Below are 26,360 nucleotides of genomic sequence, written 5' to 3'. Positions count from 1 at the left end.
GACCTATATATTGTCAACGGACTGGCCTTTGAGTGCCAGTTTGATTGAATTATCCATACGCTTAGCAGCAAAATCCTGCGTTACGGTATCTAATGCTTCGATTGCTTTTTCGATAGCATCGGTGTCTTGTTCACTCGCTAGCTGCGCTAACGAAGCCATAAAGTGCTTAATTGAAACGAGTTCATCAGCCGTGAGCAGTTGACTATCTTTGCTCAGAGCGGCATTAAGTGATTCTAATACTCTCGCAGCTTCGACCTGTTTTTCAGCTAACATACGGCGGGTAATATCTTCCTCCGCATTTGCCATTGAATCTCGTAGCATCGCGCCGATTTCAGTATCCGATAAACCAAATGACGGCTTAACCTGAATGCTCGTTTTAACGCCTGTGGACTTCTCCATTGCCGTAACACTAAGCAATCCATCCGCATCGACTTGGAATGTCACACGAATATGAGCAGCCCCTGCGGCTAATGGCGGGATCCCGTTAAGCGTAAATTTAGCCAATGAGCGACAATCAGCAACGAGTTCTCGTTCGCCTTGCACTACATGAAATGCCATGGCAGTTTGACCATCTTTAAAAGTGGTAAACTCTTGAGCACGAGCCACTGGAATAGTGGTATTACGAGACACCACCTTTTCAACCAATCCGCCCATGGTTTCAACGCCTAATGATAGCGGAATAACATCTAATAGTAGCAAATCTGATTCAGGCTTATTACCCACTAAAATATCAGCTTGAATACCTGCACCAATAGCGACAACACGGTCAGGGTCAATTGATGTCAAAGGACTTTTCCCGAAGAAATTAGCCACTTCTTCTCGAACCAATGGTACTCGAGTTGAACCACCTACCATGACCGCTTCCAACACGTCTTCCTTGCTCACATCAGCATCGCGCAGTGCACGACGACAACTTGAAACAGTTTTCTTCACTAGCTTGCTGATCATGCCGTCAAAAGTCGCACGAGAAACCGTTAACGACAGCTCAAATCCATTATCATCGACAACGCTTGCCGTCGTGGTATCGCTATCCGTTAATGCTTCTTTAACGCGACGAGCTTCTATTAGCAATTTACGACTTAAGCTCGCACTAATTTCTGCTAGTGACCACTCCTGCTGGAAGTAACTTTGTAGCATATGGTCAAAATCATCGCCACCGAGCGCAGAGTCGCCACCCGTTGCTAATACTTCAAATACCCCTTTGTTCAAACGAAGAATAGAGATATCGAATGTGCCGCCGCCGAGATCATAAACAGCAATGATTCCCTCTTTACCTGAGTCCAATCCATAAGCGATTGCCGCTGCCGTCGGTTCATTTAATAAGCGCAGCACTTTAACACCAATTAATGAAGCTGCATCTTTAGTACCTTGACGCTGTGCATCATCAAAATAGGCCGGCACGGTAATCACCACGCCTTCTAAGGTACCGCCAAGTGACGCTTCAGCACGCTGGACCAGCGGTCTTAAGATTTCTGCAGAAACTTGTACAGGGTTAACTTTACCCTGAGGTGTTACAAAGATAGGCAGCCCGTGCTCACTCGCTTCAAAAGCATAAGGGAACGTTTGGCTACCAGATTTAATATCTTCTAGGCTACGGCCCATGAAACGCTTAACCGACACAATGGTGTTTTGTGGGTCTTGAGCTGAAAACGCTTCAGCTTCACGTCCAACAAAGATTGCATCTTGGGTATATCGAACAACTGACGGCAATGAATGAAGATTGCTCTCATCTGCTAAGGTGCCAGCCACGCCGCTTCGAACGGCAGCAACAAGAGAGTTGGTTGTGCCTAAATCAATGCCCACTGCGAGACGGTGTTGGTGGGGAGCTGCGGTCAGTCCAGGCTCTGCTATCTGCAAAAGTGCCATATATATCCAACTTAAAAAAATGTTGGCTCAAGGTTATTGAGCCAACAGAATTATAAAATAAAAACCAGCGGGCTAATCTAAGAGCGCGTCTTCCACTCTTGCCAACTCGTCTTGTAATTTTGCCATAAACTTAAGTTTACGAATTTGGTCCGCTGCCTGCAAATGATCAGATTCCAAATCACTCAGCAGTAACACTTTTAGCGCTGCTGTGATCGGCTTTGCAAACGCATCAAAAGAAGCATAAAGCCCTTCTATTTCCGCTTCAGGATCATCACTATCGCCAATCTCTTCAAGAGATTCTCGCCATTCGATCTGCTGCATTAAAAATTGAGTATCTTTAAGCGTAGTAGACTCGTGACTCAACTCTAACCCTTTAAGGGCCAATAAGTGCTCAGCGCGTTGGATTGGGTTTTTCAATGTTTGAAAGGCATCATTGATTTGTGCAGTACGTTGTACTGACAAGCGTTTATCTTGTTCACTTGCGTTAGCAAATTTGTCGGGATGAACCGCCCTTTGCAGATCGCGATAGCGCTCTGCAAGGATGGCGGTGTCGACATCATAGGAAGGAGATAAACTAAACAGCTCAAAATAATTCATAGTTTAACTTTCAAAGCTTATACGGTAAAACTTTCACCGCAACCACATTCACCTTTCGCATTAGGGTTGTTAAATTGGAAACCTTCGTTAAGGCCTTCTTTAATGAAGTCCAACTCAATCCCTTGAAGATAGATAAAACTCTTAGCATCAATGATGATCTTTACACCATCGATATCATATAGTTCATCGTCATCATTCAAGTCATCAACAAACTCCAGTATGTAAGCCATACCAGAACAGCCTGATGTTTTTAGCCCTAAACGTAAGCCTAGACCTTTGCCGCGGCTAACCAGAAAGCTCTTAACTCGGTCTGCCGCTGCGGGAGTGATACTAATTGCCATCTTAACTCCAGGTATTACTTCGATTGCTTTGTTTTATACTCATCCAGAGCAGCTTTAATGGCATCTTCAGCCAAAATCGAACAATGAATTTTCACAGGTGGTAACGCAAGCTCTTCAGCAATGTCGGTGTTTTTAATTGCACCGGCTTCTTCAACTGTTTTGCCTTTTACCCATTCAGTGACTAATGAACTAGACGCTATTGCGCTGCCGCAACCGTATGTCTTAAACTTAGCATCTTCGATAATCCCATTATCATTAATGCGCAGTTGTAGCTTCATTACATCGCCACAGGCAGGTGCACCGACCATTCCAGTGACAACTGAGGTGTCGTTTTTATCAAACGAACCAACGTTGCGTGGATTCTCATAATGATCTATTACTTTTTCGCTATAAGCCATGATACTACTCCAGTTTATCTATTCGTTAAGGTTAGTGGTGTGCCCACTGAACTGAGTCCAGGTCAATACCGTCTTGGAACATTTCCCAAAGCGGAGACATTTCCCTTAAGTTACCAATAGATTCTTTAATTGTTTCTATTGCATGATCGATCTCTTCATCAGTCGTAAAGCGACCCAATGAGAATCGAATCGAGCTATGAGCCATTTCGTCATTTAAACCAAGAGCACGAAGCACGTAGCTAGGTTCTAAGCTAGCAGAAGTACACGCAGAGCCTGAAGAAACAGCAAGATCTTTAAGCGCCATCATCAAAGACTCACCTTCGACAAAGTTAAAGCTGACATTTAAACTACCGCAATATCTTTGGTTCATATCGCCATTGATATAAGTCTCTTCAATGTGATTGATACCATTCCACAACTTATCGCGTAGACGACGAATGCGCTCGTTATCTGATTCCATATCAGTTTTTGCGATAGCAGCCGCTTCACCGAAACCAACAATCTGGTGCGTAGCTAATGTGCCACTGCGCATACCACGTTCATGACCACCACCGTGCATAGCCGCTTCTAAACGAATGCGAGGCTTACGGCTTACATATAATGCACCGATACCTTTAGGGCCATACATCTTGTGAGCAGAAATAGACATCAGATCAACTTTTGTCTTTCGCACATCTACTGGAATTTTGCCCACACTTTGAGCTGCATCAACATGGAATACAATTTTACGTGAACGACAAAGTTCACCAATTGCATCGATGTCTTGGATCACACCAATTTCGTTGTTAACATGCATAATGCTGACAAGTAACGTGTCTTCACGCATTGCCGCTTCGATCATAGCAATTGGAATAAGGCCGCTAGGCTCTGGCTGAAGGTAAGTAACCTCATAACCTTCACGCTCAAGTTGACGGCACGTATCTAAAACGGCTTTATGTTCTGTTTTACTGGTGATGATGTGCTTACCCTTCTTCTGGTAGAAGTGAGCAACACCTTTAATCGCTAGGTTGTCAGACTCTGTTGCGCCGGACGTAAATACGATTTCACGCGGGTCGGCATTGATCAGGTCTGCAATCTGGTTACGAGCAATATCAACAGCTTCTTCAGCTTGCCAACCGTAACGGTGAGAACGAGACGCTGGATTACCAAAAATGCCGTCCATAGTCATGCACTGCATCATTTTTTCTGCCACGCGAGGATCAACCGGCGTCGTCGCAGCATAATCTAAGTAGATAGGTAGCTTCATCACACACTCCGTACTTTGTGGTAGCCATTGTGCTACCACTTACAACGTACAAAAAATTATTTTATGTTAATAACAGAGACCGCTAAACGCTGATTCTCTGTTCCTGCTGCAATTTGTCTTGTTTAACTGAGATAAATTGCACATCTCTTTTTCGCATCAATCCGGCCAATGAAATGCCGTTTAAAAAATCTGAAATTTGTGAACTTAAATCGCCCCATAAAGAGTGAGTCAAGCATCGCGTTCCGCTTTGGCAATTACCCTTTCCTTGGCAACGAGTGGCATCGACAGATTCATCAACAGCTCGTACAACCATGCCTACAGAAATTTCGCCTGCGTCTGTACCTAAGCGATATCCGCCACCAGGGCCTCGGACGCTAGATACAAGCCCATTTTTTCTAAGTTTTGCGAAAAGTTGTTCTAGGTAAGATAGAGAGATCCCTTGGCGCTCTGAAATGTCGGCTAATGGTACTGGACCATTAGTAGAATGCATTGCAACATCTAGCATTGCAGTGACAGCATACCGACCTTTTGATGTAAGTTTCATTGCTAGTACGTCTCCCAAAAAAGCATAGGGTAATTTCATCATACCTGAGTAAATTAGTCAAGTATAAAAACCTAGTGAATTGGTCAAGTATTATAAAGAACATGACAGGGGTTAAATACCCCGTCATTTTACTGGGGTATTTAACCTTTTTATTAGGCAAGATTCAATGGTGTTTAGTAAAAATGGCGTACATAAGTCTAGATAATGGGATCAAACTCATCTAATGACTTCTGGCGTTTTTGTGCTGCCGCTAATTCAGCTTCACTAAACTCATCAACTTCAAGTTCAGGAAGCTTCTCCGTACAAACACTACCGCCCAAACTTTGTACTGCTTGACAGACTTCTTGTACTTTTGAATCCATCAAAGTCATATGGTCCAGCATTTGGCCAATTGCGTTGGCGACTGGATCAGGATTGTCAGGTGCAACAGCGTAAGCATCAAAGCCATACTTCTTCGCCATTTCAGTGCGCCGATTGGTTTGCTCTGTAGATTGCTCAGACGGGCTAGCAACTGCACGCCCAGGGATGCCAACCACGGTGGTGTCTATCGGTACATCTTTAACAACCACCGAATTAGAACCCACACGCGCGCCATCATTCATCGTAATCGGTCCAAGGATTTTTGCGCCTGCGCCAATAACGACATTATTGCCAAGCGTTGGGTGCCGCTTGCCAGACTGCCATGTCGTACCACCGAGTGTCACGCCGTGATACAAAGTACAATCATTACCAATTTCGGCCGTTTCACCAATGACAACCCCCATCCCATGGTCGATAAAGAACCGGTCGCCAATGGTGGCACCGGGGTGGATTTCAACACCGGTTAACCAACGTGAGAATGTAGATAGACATCGCGCTAACAAACGCCATTTTCGCACCCAAAGCTTATGACTGATCCTGTGGATCCATATTGCTTGCATGCCTGGATAATTGAACAGTATTTCAATTGTTCCGTTCGCGGCGGGGTCTCTATGGTAGATAGACGCTATATCATCTTTAAGTCTCGCGATAACACCCATGCTAACTACTTCCTTTTACTTATCGTTGGTTTCATTCTTAGCGACGACTTTGTCTACCGACGTTAAAATTCCACGCAAGATATTCATCTCTTGACGTTCGATTCTAGCGCGACTGAATAGCCTGCGTAGCTTTGTCATTACCTGACCTGGATGTTGTTTCACGATAAAATGGGTCGATAAAAGCGTGTTCTCCATATGTTCATAAAAGTTTTCACGCTCTTTTGAAAATGGGTATTCGTTTTCAGGCTCAACAAATCCGTCAGGCTTATTACTTTCAAACTCTTTTTGAACCTGCGCTAAATGCGCTACACGAGCTTCATAACAGATGATTTGAACAGCCTGCGCTAAGTTAAGCGAGGTGTATTCTGGATTGGCTGGTATCGCAACATGATAATCGCAGCCCTGCAACTCTTCATTAGAAAGGCCGTTGTTTTCACGTCCAAATACGATAGCGACGGGACCAGTGAGTGCTGATGCAACAAGTTTTTCACCCGCCTCTCTTGGCTCTAGCATTGGCCAATCGAGTGTACGGCTTCGCGCACTGGTAGCGATAACTAGGCTACAATCTGCAATAGCCTCTTCAACAGAGCCTACTGTAATAGCATTTTTTAAAATATCTGAAGCACCTGCGGCTAATGCCACTGAATGGCCATCAGGTGTAACCCTAGGTTCTGCTAGATATAAAGTGGATAACCCCATGGTTTTCATAGCACGGGCTGTTGAACCTATATTCCCTGGGTGGGATGTACCGACAAGAACGACGCGAATATTGCTGAGCATGAAATTACTTAATTTAAATGAGAGGACACTTGAAAATATTTTAACACAAGCCTGCTATTTTTACTTATACAAAAATCAGCATTTGATATCATCGAAAAAACACGTATAATTCGGCTCCGATAATTTATATCTGTTCTTTTACATCCAGGGGATTTGCAATGCTTCCAATGCATACCATTGCCGTGCGCGCCGCTCGCGCTGCCGGCCAAATAATTACACGTGCTTATGGCGAACTAGACCGTATTGAGGTTACTTCAAAAGGAGCTAATGACTACGTCACTAACGTGGATAAAGAAGCTGAAGCTGCAATTACCTACCAGATCCGTAAGGCTTACCCTGATCACACTATCATTGGTGAAGAAACAGGTGAGAACAAAGGCGCTAATAAAGATTACGTTTGGATCATAGACCCACTGGATGGCACTAATAACTTTGTCAGAGGTATCCCTCACTTTGCTGTATCTGTCGCGATGCAGTTTAAAGGTAAAACAGAAGTTGCTGTTGTGTATGACCCTATTCGTGATGAGCTTTTCTCTGCTGTACGCGGAAAATTTGCCAAGTTAAACGACTTCCGAATTCGCGTTAAGCCAAGAAACGATCTGAGTGACAATATCATTGCTACTGGATTCCCTTTCAAGGCAAAACAGCACACTGAAACGTACATGAAGCTTTTCGCTTTAACATTTACACAATGTGCTGATTTACGTCGTGCAGGTTCTGCCGCGTTAGATCTAGCTTACCTTGCAGCTGGCCGTGTTGATGGTTTCTTTGAAATCGGTCTTAAGCCTTGGGACATTGCAGCAGGTGATTTGATTGTTCGTGAAGCTGGCGGCACAGTAACTGACTTTACTGGCAACCATAACTACCTCACATCAGGAAATATCGTTGCAGGTAACCCAAAAACAACAACTGCACTTGTTAAGTCATTCCGCCCATTATTGAGCGAAGCGCTTAAGCGTTAATGATCAGCAGATTATAAATTATTTGGATATTTTAAAAACCGCCTCATTAGGCGGTTTTTTTATACCTCAGTATCTGGCTTAAAATGTTTATCCATTGATGCCAGTGCTGATATCAATTGCATTAAGTATGTAGTCAATTCAGAAGTGCTCAAACTTCTCAACTCAAGGCGCATTGACGACAGAATGATCTATTTTGTTCCATACAAAATATGACATTTACTCCCTACATGAAGCTCAGATGCAGAAGGTACGAGATCATGAATGGCGAAGGTAGAATAATGCAGGAGCAATTATCAAGAGTAACGCATAGAGCTGTTACCGAAGATGCCAGAGCCGAGAATAACGATTAGCTTCAACCCCCAATCTCGCCTACAGGGCTTTGAATTCCAGCTGAATGGTCAGACTTTTAATGCAACTGGTATTACATAGATTGTCTAAAAACATACACGACACAGTCATTTTTTTACCTTTCATTCATAAACGTTCCGTTTCAAAATGCTGACTTTTCTATATAAAACTCGCAACTGTGAAAAGCATCACATCGTCGATGTCGCGTTTATACGATTTACTGGTACTCTTTATGAAACGACTGCATTAGGGGACAACATGGATAAAATGTATCGAAAATACGGTATTACAAGTATCAAAGCCGTTGAACATTTAGTATTAATGATTATTGCCATCGCCACTATTGTGGCGATTGGACAAGAGATAGTGCATATATTTAACGCGGGTGAAGTTGCTTTAGCTGACTTATTATTGCTGTTTATTTACCTGGAAGTGTTAGCAATGGTTTCGCATTATGCCGAGTCGGGCAAGTTGCCGATTAGAATGCCGCTTTACATTGCTATTGTTGCGTTAGCGCGTTATTTAATTTTAGATATGAAAGCTATGGACGACTGGCGTATTGCTTCGATCTCATTCTCGACGTTAATTTTAGCAGCCACTGTTATTGTTATCCGCTGGGGGCAATTGAAATTACCGTATCCCCGCCCTAAGGAAGATGATTAGTCATCACTTAAGTGCGATGAATACAAAAAATGCTCAAAGCTAACACTTTGAGCATTTTTTATTTAGATCGTGCTAATTAAGCCGTACGTCTAATGCTTAATTATTTTAATGATTGCAAATACGATCGGCTGCTGTCGCAATGCCAGTCTCAGAGTGAATAAACTTACCTTTCTTCTCTAAAAAGTCAATCAAGGCTTCTGCATCCATCTCTTCGGCAGAACAAGTATGGTAACGAGCGTCCGCACCAAATGTCCCCTGCATTAACGCTTTTAAAGCTTCTCGTGATAAAGGCTCTTCATGCTCAAGCATGAGTTCCATAACCTTGTGACCGTGTATTGAATCTGACATATACCCTCAAAATTTAAGCTGCATTTAATAGACACTTTATACTGTAATTCCAACCGTTAAACTTTGATCTAAGCAACAATGTTTAACTTTGAGACGCTTAATCTTGGGATAAAGCAAAACAACATTGTATAAAGTCGATGTCGGATACACCGTTTATCATTTACATTTTTATGTTATAAAAAAAGAAGCCAATCATATGACTGGCTTCTTAAAGTAAGTGTAGCGTCACTAAACAGCTAGGTTATTCACCCTTTAGTATTTCAGGCTCGACCAACACACTGTCATTTGCATCTGAAATCCAAATCTGACCTTCACAGATGTTAATTTGCAATGCCATATTTTTACCCACCATTTGTCCCATCGCTTTAACGGCGTCTTCTGGGATATTGGTCACCGTTAGGTTATTGTAACGTGCTAGCGCGGCTTCGTTCTGTTTCCACCAAATGGGAACACTACGCCCAGCGTAGGTAATAAGCTGCACAGCTTTAGCGCGGCCACAGGCTTTACGGATCCATTTCTCATCACTTTGACCAAACTCAATCCAGAGATCAATTTCACCTGATAAGGTTTTATCCCAAAGCTCTGGTTCATCGTCAACGTTCATGCCCTTGCTGAAAGCTAAAGATTCGCTGGCATTCATTGCGAAAGCGAGCAATCTTACCATCATACGGTCGTCGGTTTCAGAGGGATGTTGAGCGAGCATTAATTGATGGTCGTTGTAGTAAGCACGATCCATATCGGCGATTTGGAGAGATACTTTGAATACTGTTGCTTTTAAGGCCATGAGTTTTTTCGACTGGGTATTTGCGCTAAGTGTACCTTAAATCCCCCTCTAAAAGGGCTAAACATTAAGGTACTATAAACCTTGATAACAAAATACAGTACCCACTTACTCTAAACTCAAGTTGACTTAGATTGCCCCTACTTTTAAACGCTTGGCTTGCGGAAACAGTGTGACTAATCGATCAATCTCGGCAACATCTGCATACACTAAGCAGTGCTCACCCTCGCAGAGTGCTTGTTGCAAGCTGTAATCACTCCAGTTACTGTCGCGTGCAGCATCTCGCCTAAGTAACTCATTGAGTGTATGAGGCATCGATTGTTCGCTAAAGACAATATCTAATTTTTGCAGGTAAGGCATCGCGGCGATAGGCAGAAGCTCAGCCTCGATTTGTGCATCAAGCAGTAACAGCTCCCCTTGTCCATCTTGCTGAGTAAAACTGGCTTGATAATGAGCCGTTGTTTGTTTATCAAATCGAGATTGATTGAGCTTAAAAAAACGCTCCCAAAACAATCTTCTTTGTTTAAATATTGGTAACTTTGCTTGCACGTCTTGTCGACGTTCTGCAATAAAATCAAATAGTGGCGTAATCGACTGCGGTAACCATGATTCTAGTCTGGCTCTAAGCTCCCGTGCATAAACAGGCGCGGCGCCGGCGGTGCTTATCGCTATTTGTAATCGACCTCTGTCTACAATAGAAGGCGTTATAAAACTGCAAAAGCTTGGATTATCAACCACATTAACCCATATCCCCCCCTGCTTAGCGATAGTCGCTAACCTCTCATTGAGTGCTTTATCTGCCGTTGCCAAATAAACTAAATCCCACGATCTGATATCGTGCTCGTTTACGGCACGCTGCTCTAGCGTAATACGCCCTTTTTGTTGATAAGCAATGACTTCAGCACTCGCCTCGTTCGCAATGACATGCACCTCAGCTTCAGTACGACAGAGCAAATCGAGTTTACGACTGGCAACATCGCCACCACCTACGATTAATACCCTCAAGGATTGGGTATCAACAAACAACGGAAAATATTGCATTAAGCGAATTGACCTCTACAGCTAACGAATAGCACTAACCTTCAATAAGCGGCAATTGTCTCTCAAGCCATGCTTTATAACCACCTGATAGTGAGACAACTTTGGTATAACCCATAACTTGTAAATTGAAAGCAGCCATTGCCGAGCGGTAACCACCACCACAATATAGCGTTAGGGGAGTACTCTTATCAGGAAAGCGCGTCTCGATATCTCTTTCAATAATGCCTTTGCACAAGTGATGCGCAGCGGGAAGATGATTAATATTCCACTCATGATCTTCTCTCACATCAAGTAAGGTCCAGCCTTTATGCGTCAAGTATTGTTCAATAGTGATTTCAGTAATATGTGGGAGAATACTTTCAACAAGGGCCAGAAATGCAGGGTTATGTTTCATTAATTGTACTGCTCACTTCTTTCAGCGCTGCAATTCCAACACAGCTCAAAGCTTGACTCGTTAACTTCATGGCAATTAACGCATTTCCACTGCGGACGATCCGCATTCAACGATTCCATCTGTTTTTTGGCACTCTGGTAATGGCTCTGTGATACCCAAAGCTCAACATTCTGTATCCCTGTAGGCAATTCACCCACGCCACCTAATAGCGCTTCACCTTTAAGCTCTACCGGAATACCAATAGATTCAAGCATACCTTTCCAAGTATGCGCTTCTAACAAGTTTCCAGCTGCAAGTAACCGCATTTTATCATCCATGTTATTTCCTACTGCTATTGCGCTATTGGCTATGTTTGATAAGCCAATACATCAACTAATAAACGGGTATACAACGTTATTCACCCGCCGTTCCTATTTTTCACGCGCTAAAATAGACTTACATGCTACTGCTAAAACATCAGTACTGTCGAGCGCTGTTTTATCGCTCAATACAAAATACCATACTGATAAAACAATCTTAGTCAAATCCCCTACTATTAGACAATATCCTAGTAAATTAAACAAAAAAGCCACCTAAAAGGTGGCTTTTAAACATCAACCTAATGACTAAGACATTAGTTTATCTTGATCTGCACCCTCTTTTTCAATCTCAACTGGCATCATGTGTTCACGATTGATCCCAAGTTTAATCGCTAAGAAACTCGCGACGTAGATTGAAGAAAATGTACCGACAAAAATCCCCATTAGCAAAGCCGTAGCAAAGCCGTGGATCATGGTGCCACCTTTTAAGAACAAGGCAATAACTACGACTAATGTCGTCGCTGTTGTAATAATAGTACGACTCATTGTCTGAGTAATCGACGTATTCACCACTTCTTCAGGACTGCTTTTACGCATCTTGAGGAAGTTTTCACGTATACGGTCAAATACAACAATCGTATCGTTGAGCGAGTAACCAACAACGGTTAACACACCTGCCAATACGGTGAGGTCGAATTCAAGTTGAAATAAAGAGAACACGCCAAGGGTAATGATAACGTCATGGGCTAATGCAGTTACAGAACCTAATGCTAAACGCCATTCAAAGCGGAAAGATACGTATATTAGAATACATATCAATGCGACTAAAACCGCTAATCCACCTTGCTCAGCTAACTCTTTACCGACTTGTGGTCCTACAAACTCAACTCGTTTTTGGATTACAGCAGGGTCAAGTAGAGTAACAGCGTCCATGACCTGAGCAACCTGCACATCACTCTTTATGCCTTCTTTAACAGGAAGGCGAATAAGAATGTCGCGGCTCGAACCAAAGTTTTGTACTATTGCACCATCGGTTTCATCTGTTGTGAGTCCATCACGTATCACTGTCAAATTGACTGAATTCGAAAACTCGAGTTCAACAACGGTACCGCCCGTAAAATCCAAGCCCCAATTAATACCCTTTGTCGCTAAAGACCCTAACGAGCCCAGCACTAGTATCACTGAAAGGATACTAATAGGTATAGCATGACGCAGAAAGTTGACAGAGCCTTTGATATTTAAAATCTGAAACATTTCAACTTCCTCTTAGATAGACAGTTTCTTCACGCGCTTACCACCCCAGATCGCGTTCACAATTGAACGAGTTCCGACAATAGCGGTAAACATAGAAGTAGCGATACCAATCATTAAGGTAACCGCGAAGCCTTTTACAGCACCCGTGCCGACAGCAAATAAGATAAGTGCCGTCATAAAGGTAGTAATGTTAGCATCGGCAATTGTTGAAAATGCATTGCCATAACCTTCATGAATCGCTTGCTGAACGCTTCGACCGTTACGCAGTTCTTCACGAATACGCTCGTAAATAAGTACGTTACCGTCAACCGCCATACCCACTGTTAATACCATACCGGCAATACCAGGAAGCGTTAGTACAGCGCCAGGGATCATCGACATAACACCAACAACCATCACTAGGTTAGCTGTTAACGCAAGGTTTGCGATAAGACCAAAGCCACGGTAATAAACCATCATGAAGACAAGAACAACCGCCATACCCCAGATCATTGCTTGAACACCGTTTTGGATATTTTCAGCACCTAAGCTTGGGCCAATGGTACGTTCTTCAACGATATAAACCGGCGCAATCAACGCACCAGCACGAAGTAACAGCGCTAAGTTTTGTGATTCAGCATGTTCAAGGCCGGTGATCACAAAGTTACGACCAAGACGAGCTTGAATCGTGGCGACTGAAATAACTTCTTCAATCTTCTTCATTTTCACGCTGCCGTCAGCGTTCTTATCACCAGTATCTTTATACTCAATGAATAAAGTTGCCATAGGCTTACCTATGTTGTCTTTAGTCACATTTGAGAATATAGAACCACCTTTAGAATCTAGGTTAATAGACACTTGTGGGCGGCTGTACTCATCGTAGCTTGGTTGTGCACCTTGGATATGATCACCCGTTAGCATAACCGCTTTTTTAAGTACAACAGGGCCACCTGAGCGGCGCTGATAAACTTCAGAACCCGCTGGTACACGACCACTAGCTACCGCTTGAGCGTCCGCACTCTGATCAACCATGTGGAATTCGATTGACGCAGTCGCACTCAAAATCTCTTTTGCGCGAGCCGTGTCTTGAACACCAGGCAGTTCAACAATAATACGTTCAGCACCTTGGCGCTGTACAACAGGCTCAGCCACACCAAGCTCGTTGACACGATTACGCAAGGTTGTAATATTTTGTTGTAACGCATCTTCCTTGATCTGTTTTAAATAAACGTCACTTGGATTAGCAATAAGGAAATAGTTATCTCCAGTAGAGCGGTCAGTAAAGACCATGTCGTTACTGCGAGACTTAAGGAAGCGTTCTGCATTCGCTAGGGTCTCAGCATCACGAAACTTAATCTCGATACCTTTGGCGCCATTACGAATACCCGCATAGCGAATTTTCTCAGCTCGTAAATCAGTTCTGTAGTCAGCAACTTTGGCTTCGGTCATCTTGCGAACGGCTTCACCCATGTCAACTTCCATTAAGAAGTGAACACCACCACGTAGATCGAGACCTAGTTTCATAGGCGAACCGCCCATAGACTCTAGCCATTCTGGTGTTGCAGGCGCTAAGTTAAGCGCTACTGTGAACTTGTCGCCAAGTGCATCAGAAATCGCCTCTTTCGCTAATAATTGATCTTCACCATTATTAACACGAACCAATAATTGACCGTTTTCTAGCTCAGAACGCTTAACAGCGATGCCTTTACTTACTAATACATCATTTACTGCCGACTGAGTCGACGCTGTCACCTCTGCCCCTCGGGTTGCAACCACCTGTACAGCATGGTCCTCACCGAAAAGGTTTGGTATCGCATAGAATGCACCTACGGCGATGATAATCATCACCATTAGGTTTTTCCACATTGGGTATTTATTTAACACGCCATAGCCCTCTTGGCTTAAAGTGACTTAATAGAGCCTTTTGGCAATACCGCCGCAATGTAATCCTTTTTAATAGTGATTTCGCTAGTCTCGTTGATAGCCAACAATACGTAGTCATTCTCATCACTGATTTTGGCTATCTTGCCCAAAATGCCACCGCTAGTCAGCACTTCATCGCCTTTGCTCAAAGAGCCCATAAGGTTCTTGTGCTCTTTTACGCGCTTAGACTGTGGACGGAAAATCATAAAGTAGAAAATCAGGCCAAAAATGACCAACATGAAAATAAGTTCCATAGTGCCGCCAGCGCCGCCTATAGGTGAATCTGCTGCATACGCATTTGAAATAAACATAGTTGTCTCTTCTTATTGTCTGAGTAAAAATTAATCGGTTAATTCAGGAACTTCAGGTACTTCCCGGCCAAGGCTGGTATAGAACTCTGTAACAAAGTCGTCTAATGTACCTGTCTCAATCGCACCACGCAAACCTTCCATCAATCTTTGATAATAACGAAGGTTATGCATGGTGTTTAATCGAGCACCTAGAATCTCATTACAACGATCTAAGTGGTAAAGGTATGCCCGTGAATAGTTCTTACAGGTATAACAATCACACTTAGCATCGAGTGGTGCAGTGTCATCACGATGACGTGCATTACGGATCTTGATAACACCTTCACTGGTAAACAAATGACCGTTTCGAGCATTACGTGTTGGCATAACACAATCAAACATGTCTACGCCACGACGTACGCCTTCAACTAAATCCTCTGGTTTACCGACCCCCATCAAGTAGCGTGGTTTATCAGCTGGTATCTTAGGACAAACGTGCTCAAGAATGCGGTGCATGTCTTCTTTAGGTTCACCAACGGCTAAACCACCGACTGCGTATCCATCAAAACCAATGTCGACTAGGCCATTTAGGCTTTCATCGCGCAGGTCTTCATAAACACCACCTTGAATAATGCCGAACAACGAGTTCGGGTTTTCAAGTTTGTCGAATTCATCACGTGAACGCTGAGCCCAACGTAGAGACATCTGCATCGATTTACGTGCTTCATCTTCTGTTGCTGGGTATGGCGTGCACTCATCAAAAATCATCACGACATCGCTGCCTAATGAATCTTGGATCTGCATTGATTTTTCTGGATCTAAGAAAATCTTTTCACCATTAATCGGTGAACGGAAATGTACGCCCGCTTCGGTGATCTTACGGATATCGCCCAAGCTAAATACTTGGAATCCACCTGAGTCAGTCAAAATTGGACGCTGCCAGTTCATAAAGTCATGCAGGTCACCATGTTTACGCATGATCTCTTCACCTGGGCGAAGCCATAAGTGAAAAGTATTACCTAGCAGGATATCAGCGCCAGTTTCACGCACTTCTTCAGGCGTCATCCCTTTTACAGTACCGTAAGTACCTACAGGCATAAACGCTGGTGTTTCAACGGTACCGCGTTCAAACACTAAACGACCGCGACGTGCGCGACCTTGGGTTGTATCTAATTCAAATTTCATTATTCACCTCGCCAGATAAACAGTCTGACCTGAGTTAACTCGACTATCGAGTTGTAGATTAAGACTAGAGATAAGGGCAAACAAATCAGTATCAACCCTTACCCTCAAAATAAGCACCAAAATGAGGACAAAAAAATACCCACCTCATTTGTATGGGTGGGTATTTTAAAGCATATTTTAGTATTAGTTCGCTTTTTTAGTCACAAACATGGCGTCACCATAGCTAAAGAAGCGGTATTTTTGAGCAATCGCGTGCTGATAGGCGTTTTTTACTTCATCAAAGCCAGCGAAAGCACTCAGTAACATAATCAATGTCGATTCGGGTAGATGAAAATTAGTCAGCATTGCATCGACTATTTGGAACTGATATCCAGGGTAAATAAAGATATCGGTGTCACCTTTAAAGGGTTCAAGCTCAGCTAAAGATGCTTTAGCGGCACTTTCTAAAGAGCGTACTGATGTGGTACCCACGGCAATGACTCGCTTGCCTTTCGCTTTAGTTGTTGCAATTAAGTCAACCACCTCTTGAGAGACTTCGGCCCACTCTGAATGCATTTTATGGTCAAGGATCTCGTCAACGCGTACCGGCTGGAATGTGCCTGCGCCCACGTGCAAAGTAACAAAAGCGGTGTTAACCCCTTTCTCTTTTAGTGCTGCCAGCATTGCATCATCAAAATGCAGCCCAGCGGTTGGCGCAGCGACAGCGCCTGGAGTTTGGTTATAAACGGTTTGATAACGTTCTTTATCGGCATCTTCGTCCGGTCTGTCGATATAAGGTGGCAATGGCATATGGCCGACCTCTTCTAACACCTCAAGGATCGTTTTATCAGACTGCAGTTGTAATTCAAATAGCGTGTCATGACGAGCACACATTTTCATTTCATAACCGCCATCTAAGCAAATAATAGCATCTACCTTAGGGGACTTAGAGCTACGAACATGCGCTAGAATTCGCTTATCATCAAGCATGCGCTCGACTAAGATCTCTAACTTACCACCGGACTGTTTTTTACCAAATAAGCGCGCTGGTATGACACGGGTATTATTAAATACCATCAAATCACCCGGCTGAACTTGTTCAAGAATCGCAGTAAATTGCAGATCCGCTAATGCACCACTATTACCGTCTAACGATAATAATCTAGAAGCAGTACGCTCAGGAGTGGGATAACGAGCTATAAGCTCATCAGGAAGTTCAAAAGAAAAGTCTGCAACGCGCATGGAAAGTCTCTACTGTCTTTAAATCGGCCGCTAGTCTATGACTAGAGCAAAATAAGATCAACAATAATGGCACAATAAAGTCCCACTATTGCTTTAAATAACCAGTAAAGGCCACTCTAGAGCGGTTAGCGTTAGTTTATGTCACACTTTGCTGTGGTCGTTGTCTTCCGGAGACACTTGCGTTTCATTAGCGAGATCTTCAATACGGTAGCGATGTTGCTCGTAGGGAATATCGACTTCTACTTTTCTGCGCAGGGGTTTCTCTGTACCAACAAGCTTTTTTGATAACCAGTTCCACATCATCCTTGATCCTCAAACCGTTAATATATGGGAAAATTGCTTTAAAACGATGCACATCCATGAAGCTAACGCTTCACTACAATAATTTGTAATAAAGAATTTCCTTCGCATCGCGCTGCATGTTACCGTGAAAGTACTCATATCACCAAGTATAAAATATGAACTTTCTTGCACACTTGCACCTAGCGGATGTTAGCCAAACCTCTTTAGCAGCGAATCTTGCTGGTGATTTTGCTAAAGGCAATATCGAACGTTTTCCGAAACATCTACAACAGGGTCTTTGGCTACACCGACAAATAGATAAACTGACAGATACCCATGAACTCACCAAAGAGCTACACGAAAAATTTCCAAAATCATTAACTCGTGCGGCCCCCATTATCGTTGATATTTGCTTTGACCACATGCTGGCAAAGTATTGGGAAGAATACCATCACCTAAGTTTGAGTGAGTTTGCAACTCATGCGTACAATCAAATTGATACTTGTGAGCAATTACCTGAGCAGTTACAAAGTATGGCTCCAAAAATGCGCCAAGAAAATTGGCTCGTCGCTTATCAAAGCCGAAAAGGGCTTAACCAAACCCTCGCATCGGTTGCACAACGCGTTTCAAAACCTGAGATCTTTAAGGGTGCTCAAGATTGCGTTAAGAAACTCGATATAGAAATAGAGATCGCTTTTCGTACCTTTTATCCGCAGCTTATGGCGTACAGTCGGCTTTGGACACGTAATACACCGCCAGAATATCTATAAGCAGAAACGCCATTGAATATGATGAGTTACTGAACATCATCATTTTCTACGCCTAAAATACTTTCTCATTTGAATACTTATTGTATGACTCCAACGCTTCCTCCTTTGCGTATCTGGCTTAGCCAATTTAGAGAATCCATCATAGAGTCGCTGGATAGATCAGCCCTATGCAAGCTTTGCATAACATGGAGGTGGTGAGCTTTTAGTGTTAATAATGGCAAATGATTAATGCTGTGGATTCTAGCGCTATTACTGTCTATTTTATGTTCAAACACAATAACCCAATCCCCGATTATCGATATTCTTCCGCTTAGAAAAGACCTAGAAGACAATTGTCACTTGTCGCAGGGCATTATTTTGCTAGAATTACCTCGCAACAGGAGAATTCATGCAAATATTTACCTATCAGCCACCTAATATCCCTTGGTTAGATATCCGTTATGTCGATCGAGACATCATTATCATTAATAAACCGTCAGGATTACTTTCTAATCCTGGGATAGCAAAGAATACCTATGACTGTGCTCTTACTCGAATTCAACAACGATTCAACGATGCAATATTGGTGCACCGTTTAGATTGTGCAACGTCTGGCATCATGGTGTTTGCTCGAAATAAAAAGGCAGAATCAAACCTAAAAACCCAGTTTCAAGACCGGAAAACTAAGAAAACCTATATTGCCGAAGTAAGCGGACATCTCAACCATGCCGAAGGAATAATAGAACTGTCGTTAGCGGCTGATAAAACCAATCCGCCCAAGCAGCAAGTGAGTGACAATGGCAAGGTCGCAATTACCCATTATCAAACTCTTGAAGTGAGAGTCAATAGTACTTTGTTAATGCTAAAACCCGTCACAGGCCGAACACATCAACTTCGCGTTCATATGCTTGCGATAGGTAACACCATTTTAGGTGATGATTTTTATGGCAACAAGCAGGTAATTGAGGCTGCACCCAGGTTAAAACTGCATGCGCAAGAGCTCAGTTTTACCCACCCCTACACAGGTAAAAAGACATTATTTCGCAGTTATTGTTCTTTTTAAGCTTCAAATGCTATCCAATAATAAGGGGCTCTTGCCCCCTATTTTATCTAACATTCAATTCACCGGCACTTATACAACACTCTTAACTAAAGTATTTATAATCAGTGCTTATGCTGCTTCAGCCTTAGTCGCCGTGTAATAACACAAGCTGGAATTACAGAACATTAGCTCATTACTTGCCGTCAGCATAAAATACTCACCGAAAATGTTACCGCCCTTATCCTCTAGCTTCACACCATCAGCCGACTCTTTTGAGATCATCTCATCTAAGCTGTGGCAACCATCGTTGTACCAAGTCTCTAGATAATAAGTATCCGCTAGCTTGTAAACAGTGATGTTATCACCCAGCAGTGGTCTCTCATCAACCCAACGTCCAATAACCTCTCTGGTCTCAAGATCCGTATCTTGCCAAAATAAACGCCTACGCTTTTCGACTACCGACATTTCTATCTCCTTGAGTTTTGTTCTATTCTCAATTTGAATAACTTTTTTTGTTCCATTACTCACAACAGCCATCGACTTCACTACCCCAAACGGTTAACTTGTAAAATAATTGTTATTAAAATCAGTCATTGAAATAATGTTTGCAACAAAAATACCCATTACCTCTACAATGAAATTGTATCGCACATTAAAAATAAAAACGCGATATAAGTCACTTTATATGCATAACTTTAGTAAACCTGAATAAAAAGGCAAGTGCAACAAACCGTAACGACTTTTTTTAGCCATCAACGCAATAAGTTTGATATAACTTTGTTGGAATACAAAAGCTAAAATAGGACTTCGAGTCAGCTAACGCTATTGTGCCCCATCTATAGGACCGATAATGAAACTTAATCGCAGACACTTTTTAAAAACAGCGAGCCTTGCTGCAGCAAGCTTTGCGACATCATCTTTTTCAGCAACAGAAAATTTAGTTCCTCGGCCTCCCTCGCTAGGGAGCAGTGTTATGGGGTTAGTTGTCCCAAAAATGGAAACGGTAAGAGTTGGTTTTATTGGTGTTGGGCAACGCGGTTCAGGGCATGTACAACACTTTTGCCGCTTAGAAGGCGTTGAAATAGTAGCAATATGCGATACCAACCCTTTGGCATTAGACAAGTCCATCGAGTTTGTAAAGCAGCAAGGCTTCAAGGCACCAGCGCGCCACACCGGCAGTGAGCGAGCTTACCTAGAACTACTAAGCCGCAAAGATATCGACATGGTCATCATTTCTACGCCATGGGAATGGCATGCCCCTATGGCTATCGATACCATGGAAAGCGGGAAGCATGCCTTTGTAGAAGTACCACTCGCTCTTACCGTCGAAGAGTGCTGGCAAATCGTCAACACCGCAGAAAAGACCCAGAAGAACTGCATGATGATGGAAAATGTAAACTACGGTCGAGATGAGTTAATGGTGCTCAATATGGTTCGTCAGGGAGTATTTGGCGAGCTCCTGCATGGTGAGGCAGCTTATATCCATGAACTGCGCTGGCAAATGAAAGAGGTAAACCAAAAAACAGGCTCATGGCGTACCTACTGGCACACCAAAAGAAATGGCAACCTATATCCGACCCACGGCTTAGGCCCTGTATCTCAGTATATGAACATTAACCGCGGTGACCGTTTCGACTACTTGACCTCGATGAGTTCTCCAGCGTTAGGCCGAGCATTGTACGCTCAACGAGAGTTTCCTGAAGATCATGAACGCAATCAACTTAATTATATCAACGGCGATATTAACACCAGTCTCATTAAAACTGCCAAAGGCCGTACCATTATGGTACAGCATGATACGACAACCCCGAGGCCTTACAGTCGTCATAATTTAATACAAGGTACTAACGGTGTGTTCGCTGGATTCCCAAATCGTATTGCGATTGAAAAAAATGGCAATGGTAACTTCCATCAATGGGATAGGGACATGGCTCCGTGGTATGACAAATACGACCACCCCCTTTGGCAGCGAATGGGCCAAGAGGCTGAAAAAAATGGCGGCCATGGTGGTATGGACTTTTTAATGCTTTGGAGAATGGTTTATTGCCTCAGAAACGGAGAAGCACTCGATCAGGATGTATACGATGGTGCAGCATGGTCTGTGGTCAATGTTCTCAGTGAAGCATCAGTCAACAACCGCAGTAACTCGGTTAACTTCCCAGATTTCACTCGTGGTGGCTGGAAAACGGGTAAGCCATTGGGGATCATTGGCGCATAGTTTCTCCGCTAATCTGTCTATTAAGCTATTCAGTAACTTATTCGATTAATAAAAAAGCCCCGTCAACTAAGTTGCGGGGCTTTCTTTACACTGTGATTTAACCCAGCGACATAATACTCACCGTATTAGCCCTGCTGTCTTTCCGCGGCTTCACATGCGGCAGCAGTAAAGAGAACGTCAGTAGAGCTGTTCAAACCAGTTTCAGCAGAATCTTGAATCACACCAATGATAAAGCCGACGGCAACGACCTGCATAGCAACGTCATTGGAGATCCCAAATAAGCTACAGGCCAGTGGAATAAGTAGCAATGAACCACCCGCGACTCCAGATGCCCCACAAGCAGAGACCGCGGCAACAACGCTGAGTAATATGGCGGTTAAGATATCAACTTGAACACCCATGGTATGCACAGCGGCAAGCGTTAAGATCGTAATCGTTATCGCCGCACCGCCCATGTTAATCGTCGCACCTAAAGGAATTGATACTGAGTAGGTATCCTCATGTAGCTTAAGCTTGTCACACAACGCCATGTTAACGGGAATATTCGCAGCGCTTGAGCGAGTAAAGAACGCTGTCACACCACTTTCACGCAAGCAAGTGAATACCAACGGATATGGATTACGGCGGATCTTGTAGTACACAATAGCAGGGTTAACCACTAACGCCATGATTGCCATCGCGCCGAGTAATACTGCAAGTAATTGTGCATAACCTGCGATCGCTTCAAAGCCGGTCGCTGCAAATGTTGCTGACACCAAACCGAATATACCAATAGGCGCTAAGCGGATAATAAAGCGTACCATTTGTGAAACGCCATGGCTTACATCGGCAAAGACCTGTTTGGTGGAATCACTCGCGTGATGCAAGGCTAAACCGAGTCCGACGCCCCAAGCAAGAATACCAATATAGTTACCAGTCATTAGAGCGTTAACTGGGTTATCGACCAATTTGAAGAGCAAGGTATTGATCACTTCACCGATCCCTTCTGGTGGAGTAGCACCTTCAGCACCGGTAACCAATACCAATGTGGTAGGGAATGCAAAGCTCATCAGTACCGCTGTTAACGCCGCACAAAAGGTACCAAACAGATAAAGCGTCACAATAGGACGCATATTTGTTTTGGCGTTCTTTTTTTGATTCGCGATAGAAGCTGCAACGAGAATGAACACTAGGATAGGCGCGATTGCCTTCAGCGCTCCTACGAAAAGTTCACCAAGAAAAGCGACACTTTCTGCACCACTTTTTGATACTGTCGCGAGCACGACACCGGCAATAATACCGGCTAGAATTTGTAGCACAAGATTGCTGTTTGCCAACTTGGCAAACAGTGATGTTTTTTGATTCATTACTTAACCTATCATTATAATTTTTAGTATGTATCAATTTGATTTAAGGGTTATCAGCAAAATGGTAAGCCTTAAATAAAATTAATCTTCCTTCCACACTGTTTGTATCGGATGTGACCATAGTTGTCTACCTTTGGTAGACATTTAGCCTTGGATATTACTCAGAGATAGCATCTTACTAACAAGCTACTAAACATTGGCGATGACTTGTACTTTATTAGCGCCGCGTAACATCGCGTCAATAAGCTCATGCGCATCGAATTTGGTGAGCGCTTCATCAGCACCCACTTGATGAGCCTGACTCACACTGATCTCACTCGATAACGACGTATGTAAGATAATATAGGCATCGGCAATCGCCGGATTATTCTTAACCTCAAATGCCAATTCATAACCATCTAGGCCAGGCATTTCAATATCGCTAACCAGAATATCAATCGCCTGACCACTTTTTTCAGCTTGCTTCATAATTGAAAGAGCATGTTGGCCATCGGCGGTAACCTGATAAGGGATATTGATGCTATCAAGTGCGTCAGACAACTGTTTACGTGCCACCATCGAGTCATCAACAAGCAAAATGTGTAAGGGCTTGAGACGCTCTCGCTGTACATCCGTCAATATCGCTCTTGTTGTTTCAGGGCTTGCTGGAAAGACTTTTGACAGTAATAGCTCTACGTCTAGTAATTGCACTAACTTATCGTCGATACGTGTCACCCCCGTCAAAAAAGCATTTTTGCCTAAATTATTCGGAGGCGCTTCTATATCTCGCCAGTTACATTCGATGATTTTATCGATAGCTCGCACTAGGAAGCCGATCACCATACGTTGGCAGTCCGTAATGATAATATAGCAATCTTTACGCTCCTGTTCCGATATAGGCCGATAACCCACTGCAGCGGCCATATCAACAACAGGAATAGTGGTGCCACGTATTGTTGCGGCACCTAAAATAGTGGGATGAGAGTGAGGTATGACACTCAATGGACTATAAGGCACCAACTCACGCACCTTTAGTGTTCCCAGCGCAAACAACTGAGTATATGACAGCTGAAACAATAATAACCCTTGAGCTTGCTTTGCCTTACTTTTCATTATGCTGCCGTCTCTTTTAATAAACCCATCTTGCTGGCGGATCCCAGATTACCTCGGGTAAACTTTACCCCAATCATATTAAACTCTCAATTAAAGCTGTGACTCAATGGGTAGCAATGCGATGCAATCGACTAAAAACTTACGCCAAAGGCCAGCATCGGGTTCGGTATATATTTCTCGCTGCTTCGAATCATCATGCCAGACGATCTCTTCATCTCTAATTGACAGTCGATAAGTATTTGCCGCTAAGCTTTCCCCTATGCCATTAACCACCTCACTTGCCAGCTCACGATTGCGAATAATGAGGCCCATTTCAGTATTCAACCATGCAGAGCGAGGGTCAAAATTAAAAGAGCCAACAAATAGAGAGTGTTTATCGATAATAAACGTTTTAGCATGCAGACTACTCTTTGAGCTTCCAGTCCAACTACTGCTTCGTTTCAGCTCTAGGTTGGCTTTAACTTCAAATATTCTCACCCCAGATTCTAATAACCGCTGCCGGTAAGTCCGATACCCAGCGTGTACTGCCAACACATCCGTTGCCGCTAGGCTGTTGGTTAGTATGGTAACCTTAATGCCCTTTTCGACCGCTGCAATTAAGTTATTAGCGCCCGCTCTAGTGGGCACGAAGTACGGTGATACAATAAGAACTTCTTGGTTAGCTTGCGATAGAAAAGCACCTAAATTGGCCAGAATACTGTCAGAGTCTAATTGATGGTTTTGTTTATCAGGTTGATCATAAATAAGTTTAGCCTGTCCCCAATACCAAGGTAATGAATGATTAGCCATCTTCTGTATTAACTGGCTACTTAACAAACGCTTCATGTATGGATTATCTTGATACTCCACTTTAGCGCTATCAACCACGACCATTGCTTGCGCTAACTCCAGCTCAGTCGCCTTACCCTCAACAAGCGCATTGATTTCAACCGTTAAAGGTGCATTCCAATACAAATCAAATTGGTCCGACACGTCATCGACGACCTCACCAATGGCCATTAAGTCAAAATCCCCAAAGTCGACATCCGTGTTGTTAGAAAAATATTCATTGCCAATATTGCGGCCACCCACTACGGTAATGCTGTTATCAACAGTTAGCGACTTATTATGCATTCGATGGTTTAAACGAGAAAAGCTACTGATAAAAGCGAGATTTCTAAAGTGACGTTCAAATGAGGGATTGTATAACCGAACATCAATATTGTTGTGCATTGCTAATAACAGTAGCGTGTTGTCAGCATCCTTAGTCGCCATATCATCGAGCAGTATTCTCACTCTAACTCCGCGTTCAGCGGCATCCATTAGGTGCCATAACAGCAACCTACCGGACTCATCAGCGCGATAAATATAGTATTGCAGATCAATACTTGTCGTCGCAGCATTAACCAATGCCAGCCTTGCGATGAAAGCATCTACACCGTCGATTAATGGCACTACTCCCGTTAAATCGGGATTAGCTTGAAGATCGGCTGCCACATATTGGGAAAGTACCGATTGAGTTTGTGTCGCAAGCTTGAATGTAGATGTTTTATCGGGGTATTGAGGAGAAGTCTGGCAGCCAACCTGTAATATTATGGCTGCCCAGATAAACATTGATTTGATTGATAAGCTTTTAAGCAATCCGATTGCTTTCATTAAATAACTTCAGTCGTTAACTAGTATCTATTCTTGTAACGCATAAAGCACATCAAATGCAAATTGATCCCAGCCATCAGCGCTAAAAGCAATGTCGCGTATGGCTCTTATCTGACTCACTGCATGCAATGGCGCTGCACCGTTATCCATTAAATAGTAAGCCATAATGAGGCCTGTTCTATCTTTACCAGAGCGGCAATGGATAAGCACTGTTTTATGTTGTGCTTCGCATTCTCTGATATAAGCCAGTGCTTTTGGCACTTGTTCGACACAGAACTCTAGATCCCCTGCTTCTGGCGGCGCATTGCGCGAAAAGGGAATGCACTTGTATTCAATGCCTACAGAAGAAAAATCTGCATCTTCACACGACTCGCCATTATTGACGGAAAGAATGGCATCTATGCCCTCTTCTTTCAATTCAGACAAATTCCATGCGTCTTTATTGGGGCCACTGCGTCCTGCAATTTGTCCTTCTACTAACCAAAATAGGTGCTGCATACTTTTTCCTAGATAAATT

The 26,360-nt window shown here is 43.3% G+C and carries 29 protein-coding genes; 5 read left to right on the top strand and 24 right to left on the bottom strand.

Features of this window, described 5'->3' with window-relative positions; translation table 11 throughout:
• Nucleotides 1-3 precede the first annotated feature (3 nt).
• From hscA to trmJ, 8 genes are all read right to left on the bottom strand, one after another.
• Nucleotides 4-1,866: a Fe-S protein assembly chaperone HscA gene (hscA, locus tag CXF83_RS09780; protein ID WP_101089043.1), complete on the bottom strand. Its 1,863-nt coding sequence runs from the start codon at nucleotides 1,864-1,866 to the stop codon at nucleotides 4-6.
• A gap of 72 nt (nucleotides 1,867-1,938) precedes the next feature.
• Nucleotides 1,939-2,463 carry a co-chaperone HscB gene (hscB, locus tag CXF83_RS09775; RefSeq protein ID WP_101089044.1) on the bottom strand — a complete coding sequence of 175 codons (525 nt, stop codon included), beginning with the start codon at nucleotides 2,461-2,463 and terminating at the stop codon, nucleotides 1,939-1,941.
• A 17-nt stretch (nucleotides 2,464-2,480) separates the two neighbouring features.
• Nucleotides 2,481-2,804 carry an iron-sulfur cluster assembly protein IscA gene (iscA, locus tag CXF83_RS09770; RefSeq protein ID WP_101089045.1) on the bottom strand — a complete coding sequence of 108 codons (324 nt, stop codon included), beginning with the start codon at nucleotides 2,802-2,804 and terminating at the stop codon, nucleotides 2,481-2,483.
• Between the two features lie 14 nt (nucleotides 2,805-2,818).
• On the bottom strand, nucleotides 2,819-3,202 hold the full coding sequence (gene iscU / locus CXF83_RS09765; protein WP_101089046.1) for a Fe-S cluster assembly scaffold IscU: 384 nt from the start codon (nucleotides 3,200-3,202) through the stop codon (nucleotides 2,819-2,821).
• Between the two features lie 31 nt (nucleotides 3,203-3,233).
• Entirely contained in the window at nucleotides 3,234-4,448 is a 1,215-nt protein-coding gene (locus tag CXF83_RS09760; protein ID WP_101089047.1) for an IscS subfamily cysteine desulfurase, read from the bottom strand.
• A gap of 82 nt (nucleotides 4,449-4,530) precedes the next feature.
• Nucleotides 4,531-4,992 carry a Fe-S cluster assembly transcriptional regulator IscR gene (gene iscR / locus CXF83_RS09755; RefSeq protein WP_101089048.1) on the bottom strand — a complete coding sequence of 154 codons (462 nt, stop codon included), beginning with the start codon at nucleotides 4,990-4,992 and terminating at the stop codon, nucleotides 4,531-4,533.
• Nucleotides 4,993-5,189: 197 nt separating this feature from the next.
• A complete protein-coding gene (cysE, locus tag CXF83_RS09750; RefSeq protein ID WP_101089049.1) occupies nucleotides 5,190-6,011 on the bottom strand; it encodes a serine O-acetyltransferase in 822 nt (273 codons plus the stop codon).
• A 15-nt stretch (nucleotides 6,012-6,026) separates the two neighbouring features.
• Nucleotides 6,027-6,791 (bottom strand): tRNA (cytosine(32)/uridine(32)-2'-O)-methyltransferase TrmJ, encoded by a 765-nt coding sequence (trmJ, locus tag CXF83_RS09745; protein ID WP_101089050.1) that lies wholly within the window; start codon nucleotides 6,789-6,791, stop codon nucleotides 6,027-6,029.
• A gap of 158 nt (nucleotides 6,792-6,949) precedes the next feature.
• On the opposite strand from trmJ, the gene suhB reads away from it, so the two are divergent.
• Both suhB and CXF83_RS09735 read left to right on the top strand, forming a co-directional pair.
• Nucleotides 6,950-7,753, top strand: coding sequence for an inositol-1-monophosphatase (gene suhB / locus CXF83_RS09740; RefSeq protein ID WP_101089051.1), 804 nt, complete (start codon nucleotides 6,950-6,952; stop codon nucleotides 7,751-7,753).
• A 606-nt stretch (nucleotides 7,754-8,359) separates the two neighbouring features.
• Nucleotides 8,360-8,764 carry a phosphate-starvation-inducible protein PsiE gene (locus CXF83_RS09735; RefSeq protein ID WP_101089052.1) on the top strand — a complete coding sequence of 135 codons (405 nt, stop codon included), beginning with the start codon at nucleotides 8,360-8,362 and terminating at the stop codon, nucleotides 8,762-8,764.
• 105 nt (nucleotides 8,765-8,869) lie between these two features.
• Here CXF83_RS09735 and CXF83_RS09730 read toward each other — a convergent pair whose 3' ends face one another.
• The 11 genes from CXF83_RS09730 to CXF83_RS22500 form a co-directional block, all read right to left on the bottom strand.
• The gene (locus tag CXF83_RS09730) at nucleotides 8,870-9,112 is read right to left on the bottom strand and encodes a YecH family metal-binding protein (protein ID WP_101089053.1); all 243 of its coding nucleotides are present in this window, start codon (nucleotides 9,110-9,112) and stop codon (nucleotides 8,870-8,872) included.
• A gap of 241 nt (nucleotides 9,113-9,353) precedes the next feature.
• The gene (locus CXF83_RS09725) at nucleotides 9,354-9,896 is read right to left on the bottom strand and encodes a YaeQ family protein (RefSeq protein WP_101089054.1); all 543 of its coding nucleotides are present in this window, start codon (nucleotides 9,894-9,896) and stop codon (nucleotides 9,354-9,356) included.
• A 126-nt stretch (nucleotides 9,897-10,022) separates the two neighbouring features.
• Entirely contained in the window at nucleotides 10,023-10,934 is a 912-nt protein-coding gene (locus CXF83_RS09720; protein WP_101089055.1) for a precorrin-2 dehydrogenase/sirohydrochlorin ferrochelatase family protein, read from the bottom strand.
• Between the two features lie 34 nt (nucleotides 10,935-10,968).
• Nucleotides 10,969-11,328 carry a rhodanese-like domain-containing protein gene (locus tag CXF83_RS09715; RefSeq protein WP_101089056.1) on the bottom strand — a complete coding sequence of 120 codons (360 nt, stop codon included), beginning with the start codon at nucleotides 11,326-11,328 and terminating at the stop codon, nucleotides 10,969-10,971.
• Nucleotides 11,328-11,645, bottom strand: a complete 318-nt coding sequence (locus CXF83_RS09710) for a putative signal transducing protein (protein ID WP_101089057.1) — start codon at nucleotides 11,643-11,645, stop codon at nucleotides 11,328-11,330. The genes CXF83_RS09715 and CXF83_RS09710 overlap by 1 nt, the downstream gene beginning before the upstream one ends.
• A 288-nt stretch (nucleotides 11,646-11,933) precedes the next feature.
• Complete coding sequence (gene secF / locus CXF83_RS09705) at nucleotides 11,934-12,881, bottom strand: protein translocase subunit SecF (protein ID WP_101089058.1); 948 nt, start codon at nucleotides 12,879-12,881, stop codon at nucleotides 11,934-11,936.
• Nucleotides 12,882-12,893: 12 nt separating this feature from the next.
• Complete coding sequence (gene secD / locus CXF83_RS09700; protein ID WP_101089059.1) at nucleotides 12,894-14,744, bottom strand: protein translocase subunit SecD; 1,851 nt, start codon at nucleotides 14,742-14,744, stop codon at nucleotides 12,894-12,896.
• A 17-nt stretch (nucleotides 14,745-14,761) separates the two neighbouring features.
• Nucleotides 14,762-15,094 (bottom strand): preprotein translocase subunit YajC, encoded by a 333-nt coding sequence (gene yajC / locus CXF83_RS09695; RefSeq protein ID WP_101089060.1) that lies wholly within the window; start codon nucleotides 15,092-15,094, stop codon nucleotides 14,762-14,764.
• Nucleotides 15,095-15,124: 30 nt separating this feature from the next.
• Entirely contained in the window at nucleotides 15,125-16,258 is a 1,134-nt protein-coding gene (tgt, locus tag CXF83_RS09690; RefSeq protein ID WP_101089061.1) for a tRNA guanosine(34) transglycosylase Tgt, read from the bottom strand.
• A gap of 183 nt (nucleotides 16,259-16,441) precedes the next feature.
• On the bottom strand, nucleotides 16,442-17,479 hold the full coding sequence (queA, locus tag CXF83_RS09685; protein WP_101089062.1) for a tRNA preQ1(34) S-adenosylmethionine ribosyltransferase-isomerase QueA: 1,038 nt from the start codon (nucleotides 17,477-17,479) through the stop codon (nucleotides 16,442-16,444).
• A gap of 141 nt (nucleotides 17,480-17,620) precedes the next feature.
• Nucleotides 17,621-17,782, bottom strand: coding sequence for a hypothetical protein (locus tag CXF83_RS22500; protein ID WP_157822858.1), 162 nt, complete (start codon nucleotides 17,780-17,782; stop codon nucleotides 17,621-17,623).
• Between the two features lie 155 nt (nucleotides 17,783-17,937).
• Between CXF83_RS22500 and CXF83_RS09680 the strand changes: the two genes are divergently transcribed.
• Both CXF83_RS09680 and CXF83_RS09675 read left to right on the top strand, forming a co-directional pair.
• Nucleotides 17,938-18,531: an acyl carrier protein phosphodiesterase gene (locus tag CXF83_RS09680; protein ID WP_101089063.1), complete on the top strand. Its 594-nt coding sequence runs from the start codon at nucleotides 17,938-17,940 to the stop codon at nucleotides 18,529-18,531.
• A gap of 388 nt (nucleotides 18,532-18,919) precedes the next feature.
• Nucleotides 18,920-19,573 carry a pseudouridine synthase gene (locus tag CXF83_RS09675; protein ID WP_101089064.1) on the top strand — a complete coding sequence of 218 codons (654 nt, stop codon included), beginning with the start codon at nucleotides 18,920-18,922 and terminating at the stop codon, nucleotides 19,571-19,573.
• 108 nt (nucleotides 19,574-19,681) lie between these two features.
• On the opposite strand, the gene CXF83_RS09670 is transcribed toward CXF83_RS09675, so the two are convergent.
• Entirely contained in the window at nucleotides 19,682-20,017 is a 336-nt protein-coding gene (locus CXF83_RS09670; protein WP_308303198.1) for a hypothetical protein, read from the bottom strand.
• A 382-nt stretch (nucleotides 20,018-20,399) separates the two neighbouring features.
• Between CXF83_RS09670 and CXF83_RS09665 the strand changes: the two genes are divergently transcribed.
• Entirely contained in the window at nucleotides 20,400-21,770 is a 1,371-nt protein-coding gene (locus tag CXF83_RS09665; protein ID WP_198553571.1) for a Gfo/Idh/MocA family protein, read from the top strand.
• Nucleotides 21,771-21,895: 125 nt separating this feature from the next.
• On the opposite strand, the gene sstT is transcribed toward CXF83_RS09665, so the two are convergent.
• The 4 genes from sstT to CXF83_RS09645 form a co-directional block, all read right to left on the bottom strand.
• On the bottom strand, nucleotides 21,896-23,116 hold the full coding sequence (gene sstT / locus CXF83_RS09660; RefSeq protein WP_101089067.1) for a serine/threonine transporter SstT: 1,221 nt from the start codon (nucleotides 23,114-23,116) through the stop codon (nucleotides 21,896-21,898).
• Between the two features lie 189 nt (nucleotides 23,117-23,305).
• Entirely contained in the window at nucleotides 23,306-24,208 is a 903-nt protein-coding gene (locus CXF83_RS09655) for a chemotaxis protein (protein ID WP_101089068.1), read from the bottom strand.
• Nucleotides 24,209-24,298: 90 nt separating this feature from the next.
• On the bottom strand, nucleotides 24,299-25,843 hold the full coding sequence (locus CXF83_RS09650) for a phospholipase D-like domain-containing protein (protein ID WP_101089069.1): 1,545 nt from the start codon (nucleotides 25,841-25,843) through the stop codon (nucleotides 24,299-24,301).
• A 27-nt stretch (nucleotides 25,844-25,870) separates the two neighbouring features.
• Nucleotides 25,871-26,341, bottom strand: a complete 471-nt coding sequence (locus CXF83_RS09645) for a phosphatase domain-containing protein (RefSeq protein ID WP_101089070.1) — start codon at nucleotides 26,339-26,341, stop codon at nucleotides 25,871-25,873.
• Between the last annotated feature and the right edge of the window lie 19 nt (nucleotides 26,342-26,360).

This window comes from Shewanella sp. Choline-02u-19 (genome assembly GCF_002836205.1).
Taxonomy (GTDB): Bacteria; Pseudomonadota; Gammaproteobacteria; order Enterobacterales; family Shewanellaceae; genus Shewanella.
Note: the sequence above shows the minus strand (reverse complement) of the source record. Positions and strands in the feature narration are given on the sequence as shown.